Here is a 12,476-nt window from a genome sequence, read left to right as displayed (position 1 = left end):
TTCCCCTACGTACGTCCGATATCGCCGGGATCACAGTCTTCGGTGAACCTTCAGAGCTCAGAAAACTGTAAGTAGAATTTTCACACCACCCCCGATGTCTGAATTTCAAGCTCCCCCAACAAGGAACACGGCCATGAAATTCGCAAAGATCTCCCAGAAGCTAGCCCTCTGGGCCGGTAGCCCCAAGACGTTTATGGGGGCGTTGATTCTGATCGGGCTCTGGGGTTTGAGCGGGCCGATTTTCGATTACAACGATACCTGGCAACTGATCATCAATACCTCGACCACGATCATCACGTTCCTGATGGTGTTCCTGATCCAGAACACCCAGAACCGCGACACCGACATCCTGCATTTGAAACTCGATGAACTGCTGCGGGTAAACAAGGAGGCGCAGAATGCGATGCTCGGGCTGGAGTCGCTGGATCTCAAGCAGCTGGAAGCGTTGCGTCGGCATTATCGGGCGATGGGCGAGAATGAGGTGTTTGATCTGGAAGGACTGGGGGACAAGAGCAAGCCGAAACAGGATCTGAACGAATGCTGAAAACAAAAACGGCGCCTTAAGCGCCGTTTTTTAAGTAACGGAATTCAGCGACTGGCCAGGGCCTTGGCCATTTCCAGATGACTCTGCAATTTCGGCAACGTCTCGTCGGCAAACGCCTTGATCTCCGGCACGTCGGTGGTCTGAGCTTCCTGCTCGATCTGTTCGATGGCTTCTTCCGTGGCTTTGACCTGACTGGCGGCGTAGGCCTGATCGAAGCTCGCGCCTTCTTTGACTTCCGGCATCAACGCCTTGGCCTTGTCGGCGACTTCTTCGCGAGGCGCCACGGGCAGGTCCAGTTTCTTGGCGATTTTCGCCAGATGCTGGTTGGCGGTGGTGCGGTCGTTGATGACGACGATGGTGTAATCCTTGACCTCTTTGGACTCGGCCTTGCTGTGCGCCAGACGACTGGCCTCGATGTCGGCCATGCCTTTGGCCGAGGCTTCGTTGATGAAGTCGGCGGGCGACTGGGCAAACGCACTGCTGGCAAACAGTCCCAGCAGGCTGACAAAACTGATGTTGCGTACTCGGGTGGCCATCCGGCTCATGGTCGCGCCCTCCTTCTTTGCAGATTCAAGCGGGAGCTTGCGCCCCCGCCTCTCAATCAAAACTACCTTCACCGACTATTTCGACTTTTGAGCAGGCTTGCGGCCCATGTCGGTTTTTGGCTCTTTGTCGACAGTCGTGGTGGTGGTTTTCCCACCTTTGCGACCGGCTTCAGACGCCTTCGTTCGATCGTTGGCGAAGTTTCCCGAGTTCGAGTTTCTTGAGTTAGGCATGATTCTCTACCTCTTGGCATTGATCGTAAGCGAGCAGGTGCCCGCCTAGATTGAGAATTTCCTGACCGCCAAAGGTTTAGAAAAGTTGCCGGTCCCGCGACGAACGGCGGGCCCTCGATCAGTTATCCGGTGCTCGATGATTCAGGCGTTTGGCGGCGTACATGGCCTGGTCGGCATGGCGAAACAGCTGCTGTTCCTCATCGCCATGCTCGGGATAACGGGCGACGCCGATGCTCGGTTCGATGTGCAGGTTGTGCCCGTCCAGCCGCATGGGTTGCACCAGTACCTGTCGGATTTTTTCCGCCACGCTGTCAGCATCGTTCGCGGCGTGAATGCTGTGCAACAGCACCACGAATTCATCGCCGCCGATGCGCGCCACCGTGTCAGTCTCGCGCACGCAGCCCTTAAGTCGATTGGCCACTGCCTGCAAAAGCATGTCACCGACAGCGTGACCAAAGGTATCGTTGACCTGTTTGAAACGATCCAGATCGACGTACAGCAATGCCATGAACCCGGATTGCTCCCGCGCACCGGCCAGCGCTGTTTTGAAGCGTTCACGCAGCAAATCCCGGTTGGGCAGTTGGGTCAATTGATCATATTGCGCCATGCGCCGCAGACGGGCATGCAGTTGCTGGCGTTCGATGGCCGTGGCGATCTGGGCGCAGACGTATTGCAGCAACTCCTTGTCGCGCTCGGTGTAGCGCTCGCCGCCGGGCAGACTTTTGACGATCAGCGCGCCGATGGTGCGGTCTTTCGAGCTCAGCGGTACGCCGAGCCAGCACGGAGACTGCTGCCCCGTCACCAGCTCGGCGAAACCTGATGGCGCATGTGGGCAATCAGGGGTCAGCAGAATCGGCTGACCGCTGCGGATCACTTCGGCACACAGACGGCCGGTGACTGTTCCGGGTTGCTCGGGCTGCAGTTCATCGTCGTCGACGTGATAGGGAAAATTCAGCTTTGCGCAGTGATCGTCGTACAGCGCCACGGAGAAGTTCAGCGCCGGCAGCCACTCGCCGATGATCAAGTGGATGCGCTTGAACAGCGCCAGCAGATCCTCCGCCGCATGGGCCGCTTCGGAGATCGCGTACAACGCCGCCTGACGGGATTCGGCCAGTTTGCGCTCGGTGATGTCCCGGGCAACGGCGATACGCAGTTGATCGACTTCCGACCAGCGCGCCGACCACAGAATGTGCACGACGCTGCCGTCCTTGCGCACGTAGCGGTTTTCGAAGTTGTTTTTCGGCTCGCCGCCCATGATGTCGCTCGCAGCGGCCAGGGTGCGCTCACGGTCGGCCGGGTAGACGTAATCGATCATCGACTGGCCGATCAGTTCGTCAGGCGTGTACCCGAGAATCCGCTCGCAGGCTGCGCTGACAAAGACGAAACGGCCTTGCTTGTCGACGGCGCAAACGGCGTCCAGCAACAGGTCGATGTAACTCGCCAGGGGCGCAGAATTTCGGTTTTCCATGGTTCAGCGTGTCTGTCCGGCAATGCAGCACTGATCAACCGTCCCTGACCTGGCAACTTCGCATCCTGCGTCCGATGATTTCAAGCCTTGTTCGGCATCAGCCCCGGCAGCGCATGCACCAGCGCGTTGATGGCAAAACCGATGAACATGATCCCGCACAACCGGGTAATCGCCAGTTCATGGCGCTGGTACAGCGTACGTACCTGACGCGCCCCGACGATGCCAATGAGGATAGCGTAGGCCAGCAATCCACCAAGGAAACTCAAGGCGATCAGCATCGGCAACATTGACCAGTTGAGCAGTTCGGCGCGGCTCGACAGCAGCGCGGTGAAGGTCGCCACCGCCACCGGGTAGGCCTTGGGGTTGGTCAGGCCGAACAGGATGCCGTGCCAGAACGGCTGACGCGCCGCGCCCTGGGGCTGATCGCCGTTGCTGCGTTTGGCCCGCACCGCGCGCCAGCCGAGCCAGAACAGGTACAGGCCGCTGAGCACACCGAGCACATCGAACGCGGTGCTGCCGATTTCCCGAGCACCGACAATCGCGATCAGTGCAGTGCTGCACCAAACCACATCGCCCAGCAGATGCCCGCACAGGAATCCCGCCCCGGCCCGCCGCCCACGTGCGGCGCCGATGCCGAATACCGCCAGCACACCCGGCCCCGGCGTGATGCCGTAAATGAAACCCGAGGCCAGCACGGCCATTAGCAACGATGGAGTCATGGAAAACCTGCAAGTCCCGGAAAACGTGGCCGCCAGTCTATCTCAGCGTCTGGCGAATGTTCATGGCTCGTCGAAAAAACGCATGCCCGCGTAGGGCTTTTGCCGACACGCGGCCAGTCGCGAGGCCAGATCGCCGACGTGGGCTTCGAGCTTGTGCCCGTCCGGGTCGAGGAAGTAGAACGACGCGCCTTCGCTGCGGTTGTCGCGCCATTCCTGCACGTTGGCGGCCCGAAGCTGTTGCACGAACAGCGGGAAATCCGCTGCGCCGAGGCTGAAGGCGTAGTGGGTGTAGTCGGCGGCGGGCTCGGGACTGCGCTTCGGGTCAAGGGACAGGCACAACCAGAGGCCCGGGAGCGACAGATAGGCACCGGCGTCCCAGGTGGTCTCGACTTGCAGCTTCAGGATGTCGCGGTAGAACGCGAGGCTGCGGTTCAGGTCGGTGACGGCGAGGGTCAGGTGATTGAGGCCGGTGAGCATCGGTCAGTAACCTCTGAGGTCTTCGGGGAGGGTGTATTGCTTGCCGTCGTAGGTCAGGGTGATTTGGGTTTTGGTCAGGTCGGTGGTTTTGGAAACGCACTCTTTGCCTGACTGGGTCGAGGTGTACACCACACCACTTGAGGAAACGATCAGGTCAGCAAAGCCATTATGGCTGGATGGGCCGATTTCCAAAGTCCTGAGGATTTTCGTGTCCTTGGTTTCGCACTCACCGGTACCCTCGCCAAACTCCTTCCGAATAACCAGACCTTCCAGCACCGGGCGCAACTTGCTGCCTTCGCGCACATACAGCGCCAGATCGGTTCTTGCGTAGGGGTTGGCTCTTGAGAGATGGTCGGCAAAATCAGAACGCAGGCCAAAGGCGCGAACGTCCGACGCCAGACGGTATCGAGCCGTATCGATCTTCAAGTCATCGAAGCTAATCGCGTCGGAGTTGTAGGCTCCAGGCTTGACGTAAGTCGCTAAAGGCTTGGCGTTCGCGGCGTTGAGGAGCGACAGCTCCAGATCGAACACGCCGTCGTGATCACCTTCGGAGTCGGACACGAATGTGGATTTTGCCGAGATCGCCTTGTCCGGGAAGGCCGGCCACACTTTGCAGCGTGACAGGGAGTGACCGTCAAATTTCTTTACCTGACAGGCAGCGTGGGCCTGAGTGGTGATGGCCAGAAAGCCGAGGGCGATGAAAAGTCGGGTTGGGCTAAGCATTGTTCTTCCTTGAAATAAGTCGCGTTGGCTCTGTATCACTCGATGGCTTTGAAACCTTTAGGCAAGACGTATGATTTTCCGTCGTAGCGAAGGGGTGTCAGCACCATCCCACGCCCCCAGACTTCACTGTCACGCCCCGCTCCTTGATGTTTTTCAGCCGCGCACTATCCCCTGCTCAATCCGTTGATTCAACCAGTTCAACGCCTGATCCCCACCCCGCCGCTTGTGCCACGCCGAGACAAACGTGAACGGCGCAATTTCAAACGGTGGCGGCACGACGATCAGTGCTTCGTCATCCACCTCATTCAACGCCCGCGAAGCCACGGTCAGGATCAGATCCGTGCCGCTGATGAAGTGTGGCGCAACGCTCCAGTGCGGCAGGCTGATGGCGACGCGGCGGCGTTCGCGCAAAGCGGTCAGGGTGCGTTCGATTTCCGGGGTGCCGCTGCCGCGCATTTCCAGCAGCACGTGCGGGCGTGACAGGTAGGTCGGCAGGTCGAGCTGGCCGTCAGCCGGCAGGCTCTGGCGATCGAGCAAACACACATAGCGTTCTTCGAACAACGACGTGCTGCGCAGTTCGCCGGGCAACTCGGGGAGTACGCCGGCGGCGAGGTCGATGTCGCCGTTGAGCAGGCCTTCGACCATGCCTTCGCGGCTGGCATGGCTGATTTGCAGATCGATGCCCGGCGCTTCCGCGCGCAACGTGCGAATCAGCCCGGGCAGGATGATCGCCGCGCCGTAGTCCGACATCGCGAGGCGAAAGGTCCGACGGGCGCTGGCCGGGTCGAAGGTGTTCGGCGCCAGCAGCGATTGCACCTGGGCCAGGGTTTCGGCCAGCGGCGCCGCCAGCTCCAGCGCCCGCGCGGTAGGCACCAGCCCCGAACCGGCACGCACCAGCAATGGATCACCGAGCAAGTCACGCAGACGCGCCAATGCGTGGCTGACCGCCGGTTGACTCAGGTGCAGGCGCTCGGCGGCGCGGGTCACGTGCTGCTCGCTTAGCAAGGCGTCAAGGATCACCAGCAGGTTGAGGTCAATGCGGCGCAGATCATTCATTCAATGCATGTTCCGGATACCAAAACAGAATTTAAATCTGCGCGACGAATACCCTAGAGTCCAGCAAAACCTTGCAGGAGAACGATCATGGGAACGATGCAGTGGGTCGGATTGCTGCTGTTAGCGGTATTCGCCGGGGCGGTTGTGCCGTTTCAGAGTGCGATCAACATCAATCTGGCGCGGGGATTAGGGCATCCGCTGTGGGCAACACTCACCTCGCTGGTGGTGAGCGTGCTGGTGTTGTTGCCGGTGCTTGTCGCCCTGCGCCTGCCGTTGCCGTCGCTGGCCCTCGCCAGCAAGCTGCCGTTGTGGATGTGGACCGGCGGCGCGTTCGGGGTGTGCTTCGTGGCATTGGCGGTGGTGTTGCTGCCGAAGCTGGGGGCCTCGGGATTTCTGGCGCTGGCTTTGGCCGGACAAATGATCACGTCAATCGTGCTGGATCATTTCGGCCTGTTCGGGCTGGTGGAGAAACATCTGACATTGCCGCGCCTGTTCGGCGCGGTGTTGTTGATGGCGGGAGTGGTGCTGATTCAGTTTGGGGACTCGGCTGCCAGGTCATTGGCACCGGCGGGCTGAGGCAATCACTCGTAAATCGTCGATAACCGTAGTTCCCTCATCGCGAGCAAGCTCGCTCCCACAGGAAGTCGCATTCCAATGTAGAAGCGAGCTTGCCCCCACAGGAAGTTGCATTCCAATGTGGGAGCGAGCTTGCTCGCGATGAGGGCAGATCAGGCACCGCTGTTTCGCGATCCGACCTCAAAAGGCGCTGCGGAAAATCTCCTCGATCTGCCGTTGATCCGCCGCCCGCGGATTGGTGAAGCCGCAGGCGTCTTTCAGGGCGTTGGCGGCGAGCACCGGGATGTCGGTGCACTTGGCGCCCAGATCACGCAAGCCACCGGGAATCTCCACGTCCCTGGCCAGGCAACGGATCGCGGCAATCGCGGCTTGCGCGCCCTCCTCCGGACTGAAACCGCGAATGTCGGCGCCCATGGCGTGGGCCACATCAGTCAGGCGATCGGCGCAGACCAGCGCGTTGAACGTCTGCACATGCGGCAGCAACACCGCGTTGCACACGCCGTGAGGTAGATCGTAGAAACCGCCCAACTGGTGCGCCATCGCATGCACGTAACCGAGGGACGCATTGTTGAACGCCATGCCCGCGAGGAACTGCGCATATGCCATGTTTTCCCGCGCGGCCAGATCGCTGCCGTCGCGCACGGCCAGACGCAGGTTGTTGCTGATCAGGGTCATGGCCTTGAGTGCGCAGGCGTCGGTGATCGGGTTGGCGGCCGTGGAAACGTAGGCTTCGATCGCATGGGTCAGCGCGTCCATGCCGGTGGCGGCGGTCAGGCCTTTTGGCATGGCGACCATCAGCGCCGGGTCGTTGACCGACAGCAGCGGCGTGACGTTGCGGTCGACGATGGCCATTTTCACGTGGCGGGTTTCGTCAGTGATGATGCAGAAACGGGTCATCTCGCTGGCCGTACCGGCGGTGGTGTTGATGGCGATCAGCGGCAGTTGCGGCTTGCTCGATTGATCCACGCCTTCGTAGTCGCGGATCTGCCCGCCGTTGGTCGCGCACAAAGCGATGCCCTTGGCGCAGTCGTGGGGCGAGCCGCCGCCGAGGGACACCACGAAATCGCAGTGACTGTCCTTGAGCAGCGCCAGCCCGGCCTCGACGTTGGCGATGCTCGGGTTGGGCTTGGCGCCGTCGAAGATCACCGAATCGATGTCCTGCATCGCCAGTTTTTCAGCAATCATCGTCGCCACGCCAGCCTTAGCCAGACCGGCGTCGGTGACGATCAGCGCCTTGCGAAAACCGTAGTTGCGGATCGCGTTCATGGCGTCGTCGAGGCAGCCGCTGCCCATGATGTTTACGGCGGGAATGAAAAAGGTGCTGCTCATGGCGCGTCTCCTGACTGGGGCCGAATCGACTCCTGCGATCCGGCGGATACACACAGGATCGACCGATCAGTCACGGCGGATGTTGATCTGGCTCAATGCCCGCTCGTGATAAAGTCGCCGCTCATCTGCCCTTTGTTTTGAGACGTGCCCTGCAATGACCGATTTTCTGGATGTCGACGCCACACTCGAAGACTGGAACGCGTTGCGCGCCGCCACCGACTTCAGCGGTCTGCTGCTGGGCAACGGCGCCAGTCGTGCAGTGTGGGACGATTTCGGCTACGACTCGCTGTTCGAAAACGCTCGCACGGTGGAAGAAAAACCGTTGAGCCCTTCGGAACTGAGCGTGTTCGACGCAATGCAGACGCGCAGCTTCGAGCAGGTGCTCGGCGCGCTGAAAACCACCAGCCGGGTCAACAAGGCGCTGGCCGTCAGCTCGGCCGCGCCGCGCAACCGCTACTACGCGATCAAGGAAGCGCTGATCAATACCGTCCACGCGGTGCACATCCCGTGGCGGCTGATCGAAGCCTCGACTCTGGCGACCCTGAACAGCGAACTGGCGAGCTATCGCACGGTGTTCACCACCAATTACGACCTGCTCAATTACTGGGCGCTGCAACATCAGGGCGAGGCGATCGACGACCTGTTCAACGGCCCCGACGCGAGTTTCGATCTGTGCGAAAGCAGCACTGAAAAACCGCGTCTGCTGTACTTGCACGGTGGTCTGCATCTGGTGCGCAATCAGGACGGCACCGCCCGCAAACTGACCGCCACCGAGGGCACGCTGCTCGGCAGTTTCGCGATCAACAACACGATCAAGACGCTCGACGACGTGCCGCTGTTCGTCAACGAAGGGCCGAGTGCCGACAAGCTCAAGACCATCCGCAGCTCGGATTACCTGTCGTTCTGCTACGACCAGTTACTCGGTCACGGCGACAACCTGTGCATCTTCGGTCATGCCCTCGGCGAGCAGGACAGCCACCTCGTGCGCGCCCTGCGTCTGGCGAAGCCGAAGACCGTGGCGATTTCGATCTACCCGCGCAGCGCGGCGTTCATCCAGCACCAGAAGCGCCACTACGCGAAGCTGTTCGAGGGCACAGGTGTCGAGTTGCGCTTCTTTGACTCCAAGAGCCATGCGCTGGGCAATCCGAAGCTGTCGGTGCCGGTCGAGGTTTAGTGGCGACACTTTTGGCGTCTTCGCTAGCAGGCTAGCTCCCACAAGGAAGTGCATTCCAACTGTGGGAGCTAGCCTGCTAGCGATGGCGTCCATCCAGTCAGCTCACTCCTCGCTGCTGTGCACCACCACCAGCAACTGCGCCTGCACCTCGCCCACCGAGCGGATGCGATGGGGTTTCTGTGCATTGAAGTGCAGCGCATCGCCCCGCTCCAGCAGCACCCGCTCGTTCACGAAGTCCACTTCGACCTGGCCTTCGTGGACGAACAGAAATTCCTCGCCCAAATGTTCCTTGAAGGTTTTGTCGGTGAATTCGCTCGGCGGATAAATGATGAACGGCAGCAGGCTGCGTTCGCTGACCTGATGGGCCAGTACCGCATAACCGGGGCTGTGGTCGTTGGCCGCCAGCGACTGGCGTTCGTGGCTGCGCACCAGGCTGTAGCTGTCGAGGCTGACGTTGTCTTCGGAGAACAGCTCCTCGACTTTCACGTTCAGCGCCTTGGCCAGTTTCAGCGCGGCGGCAATCGACGGCGTGTTCAACCCGCGCTCGACCTTCGACAGGTAACTCTTGGTCATACCGGATTTCTCGGCCAGCGCCTCAAGGGTTACGCCAAGTTTTTTTCTCAATAATTTCAAACGGATAGACATGCGGAGCGATTAATCCAGCAAAGGAAAGACGATTTGTCCTTGCCAATGACACAAAGTGTCATATAGACTCTTAAGTGTCATCCATGGCAACCACCACAGGACACGGATATGGCGAAGACATTAGCACTACCCAAAGACGAACTGGTCAAGCAAGCGCTGACCCAGATGCAAAAAAGCCTGGCGGATAATACGTGGACAGACCGGCAAAAGCTGGCTCTGACCTGCCGGATCCTGTTCGAGAACGGCCACGATTCGGGCCTCGCCGGACAGATCACCGCCCGTGGCCCGCAGCCGGGCACTTACTACACTCAGCAACTGGGCCTGGGTTTCGATGAAATCACCGCGAGCAATCTGCTGCTGGTCAACGAAGACCTGGAAGTGCTCGAAGGCCACGGCATGGCCAACCCGGCCAACCGTTTCCATAGCTGGGTGTACCGCGCTCGGCCGGACGTGAACTGCATCATCCACACCCACCCGACGCACATTGCCGCGCTGTCGATGCTGGAGGTGCCGCTGCAGATTTCCCACATGGACCTGTGTCCGCTGTACGACGATTGCGCGTTCCTTGAAGGCTGGCCGGGTGTGCCGGTGGGCAACGAAGAAGGCGAACTGATTGCCGGGGCGCTGGGCGATAAACGGGCGATCCTGCTTTCCCATCACGGTCAGCTGTCCACCGGCACGACCATCGAGGAAGCCTGTGTCATCGCTCAACTGATCGAGCGCGCCGCCAAGCTGCAATTGCTGGCGATGGCCGCCGGGACGATCAAGCCGATCATTCCCGAGCTGGGTCGCGAGGCGCATGACTGGGTCTCCAAACCCAAGCGCCACGCCGCAGCTTTCAACTACTACGCCCGGCAGAACCTGCGTCAGCACGCCGATTGCCTGAACTGATCACTTCATCCTTGCGGAGCACTCTCATGTCCAATATTCACGGCATCATCGGCTACACCATCACCCCGTTCGGCGCCAATGGCGAAGGCGTTGACCTGCCGGCCCTCGGCCGCTCGATCGACCGTCTGATCGCCGGTGGCGTCCACGCCATCGCGCCTCTGGGCAGCACCGGCGAAGGCGCCTACCTGAGCGATGCGGAGTGGGACCAGGTCGCCGAATTCAGCATCAAGCACGTGGCCAAACGGGTGCCGACCGTGGTCAGCGTGTCCGACCTGACCACCGCCAAAGCGGCACGTCGCGCGCGTTTCGCCGAGGCCCATGGCGCCGACGTGGTGATGGTGCTGCCCGCCTCTTACTGGAAGCTGACCGAAGCGGAAATCCTCGCCCACTACCGCGCGATCGGCGACAGCATCGGCGTGCCGATCATGCTCTACAACAACCCGGCCACCAGCGGCACCGACATGTCGGTGGAACTGATCCTGCGCATCGTCAACGGCGTGGAAAACGTGACCATGGTCAAGGAGAGCACCGGCGATATCCAGCGCATGCACAAGCTGCAACTGCTCGGCGAAGGCCGGGTGCCGTTCTACAACGGTTGCAATCCGCTGGCGCTGGAAGCCTTCGCTGCCGGGGCCAAGGGCTGGTGCACGGCGGCGCCGAACCTGATCCCGCAGCTCAACCTGGACTTGTACGAAGCCACACTGGCGGGGGATCTGGGCAAGGCGCGGGAACTGTTCTACCGCCAGTTGCCGCTGCTGGATTTCATCCTCAAGGGTGGCTTGCCTGCGACGATCAAGGCCGGTCTGCGACTGACCGATATGGAAGTCGGTGATCCGCGTTTGCCGGTGTTCCCGCTGAGCGAAGCCGGGCGTAACCAGTTGCAGGCCATTCTCAAAAGCCTGAGCTGATTTCAAGGTACACACCAACCCTGTGGGAGCGAGCTTGCTCGCGATGAGGCCATCAGATCCGACAACGATGTCGACTGATGAACCGTCATCGCGAGCAAGCTCGCTCCCACAGGTTTTTGTGCTGGATTCAAAGCACCGGCAGGGTTTTGTCCTTGATCACCTTGGACGGCCCGTTCGCCTTGACGCTGGCAATGCCTTTGGCACACGCCGCGTCCGATGAATAGGATTCGCTGCTGCCGATGATCTGGTGATTGGCCGCCTTGAGGTTGAAGTAGGGATGGCCGTCTTTCGTCGTTTTTTTCTCGTAGCGTTCGTCCAGCGGGCTGTTGGTCTGCACCGAGGCGATGCCGTTTTCGGCAGCCGTGCGGGTGGTGTACAGCTCACTGGTCAGAATGGTTTCGGCATTCGCCGCTTTCAGCACGAACCTGAACTGGCCGTTGCTGCTTTTGCTCAACTCATACCATCCGGACATGGTGTTTCTCCTTATCGATGTGTCACAGGGTGATTTTGGTTCCAAGCAACCCCAGGAAACCCGCCAGCCATTTCGGGTGCGCCGGCCAGGCGGGCGCGGTGGCCAGGTTGCCCTGGACATGGCCGTCCGTGACCGGGATGTCAATGTAAGTGCCGCCGGCCAGCCGCACTTCCGGGGCGCAGGCCGGGTAGGCGCTGCACTCACGGCCTTCGAGAACTCCCGCCGCCGCCAGCAGTTGCGCGCCGTGACAGACGGCGGCGATCGGCTTGCCGGCCTTGTCGAAGGCTCGCACCAGTTCCAGGACTTTTTCATTCAGCCGCAGGTACTCCGGCGCGCGACCACCGGGCACCAGCAAGGCGTCGTAATCCTTGGCGTCGACCTTGGCGAAATCGAAGTTCAGGGCGAACTGGTGACCGGGTTTCTCGCTGTAGGTCTGGTCGCCTTCAAAGTCGTGAATCGCGGTTCGCACGGTCTTGCCGGCGGCCTTGTCCGGGCACACGGCGTGGACGGTGTGACCAACCATTTGCAGGGCCTGGAACGGCACCATCACTTCGTAGTCTTCGACGTAATCGCCGACCAGCATCAGAATTTTTTTCGCGGCCATGGGCAGGTCTCCTCTGGTGAATGCACAGGAATATTCACAGTAGTCCAAGGACCGCGATGGCGTTCGCAAACTGTATGGATAACTCTGCGCTCAGCTGTAACAGCCCCATTGCCG

The 12,476-nt window shown here is 60.6% G+C and carries 16 protein-coding genes; 5 read left to right on the top strand and 11 right to left on the bottom strand.

Features of this window, described 5'->3' with window-relative positions; all coding sequences use genetic code 11:
* Window positions 1–133 precede the first annotated feature (133 nt).
* On the top strand, window positions 134–544 hold the full coding sequence (locus N8H71_RS13445) for a low affinity iron permease family protein (RefSeq protein WP_039772727.1): 411 nt from the start codon (window positions 134–136) through the stop codon (window positions 542–544).
* Between the two features lie 44 nt (window positions 545–588).
* Here N8H71_RS13445 and N8H71_RS13440 read toward each other — a convergent pair whose 3' ends face one another.
* The 7 genes from N8H71_RS13440 to N8H71_RS13410 form a co-directional block, all read right to left on the bottom strand.
* Window positions 589–1,089 carry a DUF4142 domain-containing protein gene (locus tag N8H71_RS13440; protein ID WP_262194355.1) on the bottom strand — a complete coding sequence of 167 codons (501 nt, stop codon included), beginning with the start codon at window positions 1,087–1,089 and terminating at the stop codon, window positions 589–591.
* A 75-nt stretch (window positions 1,090–1,164) separates the two neighbouring features.
* A complete protein-coding gene (locus N8H71_RS13435; protein ID WP_077045875.1) occupies window positions 1,165–1,320 on the bottom strand; it encodes a KGG domain-containing protein in 156 nt (51 codons plus the stop codon).
* Between the two features lie 118 nt (window positions 1,321–1,438).
* Window positions 1,439–2,788 (bottom strand): sensor domain-containing protein, encoded by a 1,350-nt coding sequence (locus N8H71_RS13430; protein WP_262194354.1) that lies wholly within the window; start codon window positions 2,786–2,788, stop codon window positions 1,439–1,441.
* Between the two features lie 80 nt (window positions 2,789–2,868).
* Window positions 2,869–3,507 carry a LysE family translocator gene (locus tag N8H71_RS13425; RefSeq protein WP_262194353.1) on the bottom strand — a complete coding sequence of 213 codons (639 nt, stop codon included), beginning with the start codon at window positions 3,505–3,507 and terminating at the stop codon, window positions 2,869–2,871.
* 60 nt (window positions 3,508–3,567) lie between these two features.
* Window positions 3,568–3,984, bottom strand: a complete 417-nt coding sequence (gene fos / locus N8H71_RS13420; protein WP_262194352.1) for a fosfomycin resistance glutathione transferase — start codon at window positions 3,982–3,984, stop codon at window positions 3,568–3,570.
* A 3-nt stretch (window positions 3,985–3,987) separates the two neighbouring features.
* Complete coding sequence (locus N8H71_RS13415; RefSeq protein WP_262194351.1) at window positions 3,988–4,707, bottom strand: hypothetical protein; 720 nt, start codon at window positions 4,705–4,707, stop codon at window positions 3,988–3,990.
* Window positions 4,708–4,860: 153 nt separating this feature from the next.
* The gene (locus N8H71_RS13410; protein WP_262194350.1) at window positions 4,861–5,763 is read right to left on the bottom strand and encodes a LysR family transcriptional regulator; all 903 of its coding nucleotides are present in this window, start codon (window positions 5,761–5,763) and stop codon (window positions 4,861–4,863) included.
* Between the two features lie 87 nt (window positions 5,764–5,850).
* On the opposite strand from N8H71_RS13410, the gene N8H71_RS13405 reads away from it, so the two are divergent.
* Window positions 5,851–6,339: a DMT family transporter gene (locus tag N8H71_RS13405; protein WP_262194349.1), complete on the top strand. Its 489-nt coding sequence runs from the start codon at window positions 5,851–5,853 to the stop codon at window positions 6,337–6,339.
* Window positions 6,340–6,519: 180 nt separating this feature from the next.
* Here N8H71_RS13405 and yiaY read toward each other — a convergent pair whose 3' ends face one another.
* Window positions 6,520–7,668 carry an L-threonine dehydrogenase gene (yiaY, locus tag N8H71_RS13400; RefSeq protein WP_262194348.1) on the bottom strand — a complete coding sequence of 383 codons (1,149 nt, stop codon included), beginning with the start codon at window positions 7,666–7,668 and terminating at the stop codon, window positions 6,520–6,522.
* A gap of 154 nt (window positions 7,669–7,822) precedes the next feature.
* Between yiaY and N8H71_RS13395 the strand changes: the two genes are divergently transcribed.
* Window positions 7,823–8,842: a DUF4917 family protein gene (locus tag N8H71_RS13395; RefSeq protein WP_262194347.1), complete on the top strand. Its 1,020-nt coding sequence runs from the start codon at window positions 7,823–7,825 to the stop codon at window positions 8,840–8,842.
* A gap of 102 nt (window positions 8,843–8,944) precedes the next feature.
* Here the strand turns inward: N8H71_RS13395 and N8H71_RS13390 are convergent, their stop codons facing one another.
* The gene (locus N8H71_RS13390) at window positions 8,945–9,487 is read right to left on the bottom strand and encodes a helix-turn-helix domain-containing protein (RefSeq protein ID WP_007957913.1); all 543 of its coding nucleotides are present in this window, start codon (window positions 9,485–9,487) and stop codon (window positions 8,945–8,947) included.
* Between the two features lie 108 nt (window positions 9,488–9,595).
* Between N8H71_RS13390 and N8H71_RS13385 the strand changes: the two genes are divergently transcribed.
* Entirely contained in the window at window positions 9,596–10,378 is a 783-nt protein-coding gene (locus N8H71_RS13385; protein WP_007957912.1) for an aldolase, read from the top strand.
* A gap of 26 nt (window positions 10,379–10,404) precedes the next feature.
* Complete coding sequence (locus tag N8H71_RS13380; protein ID WP_262194346.1) at window positions 10,405–11,286, top strand: dihydrodipicolinate synthase family protein; 882 nt, start codon at window positions 10,405–10,407, stop codon at window positions 11,284–11,286.
* A 127-nt stretch (window positions 11,287–11,413) separates the two neighbouring features.
* Here the strand turns inward: N8H71_RS13380 and N8H71_RS13375 are convergent, their stop codons facing one another.
* Window positions 11,414–11,758, bottom strand: coding sequence for a YegP family protein (locus N8H71_RS13375; RefSeq protein WP_262194345.1), 345 nt, complete (start codon window positions 11,756–11,758; stop codon window positions 11,414–11,416).
* A 22-nt stretch (window positions 11,759–11,780) separates the two neighbouring features.
* Entirely contained in the window at window positions 11,781–12,362 is a 582-nt protein-coding gene (locus tag N8H71_RS13370; protein WP_262194344.1) for a DJ-1/PfpI family protein, read from the bottom strand.
* Between the last annotated feature and the right edge of the window lie 114 nt (window positions 12,363–12,476).

Source organism: Pseudomonas koreensis, from assembly GCF_025447595.1.
In the GTDB taxonomy this organism is placed as follows: Bacteria; Pseudomonadota; Gammaproteobacteria; order Pseudomonadales; family Pseudomonadaceae; genus Aquipseudomonas; species Aquipseudomonas koreensis_H.
The sequence above is the reverse complement of the archived record's forward strand: the minus strand, read 5'-3'. Positions and strand labels throughout refer to the sequence as shown.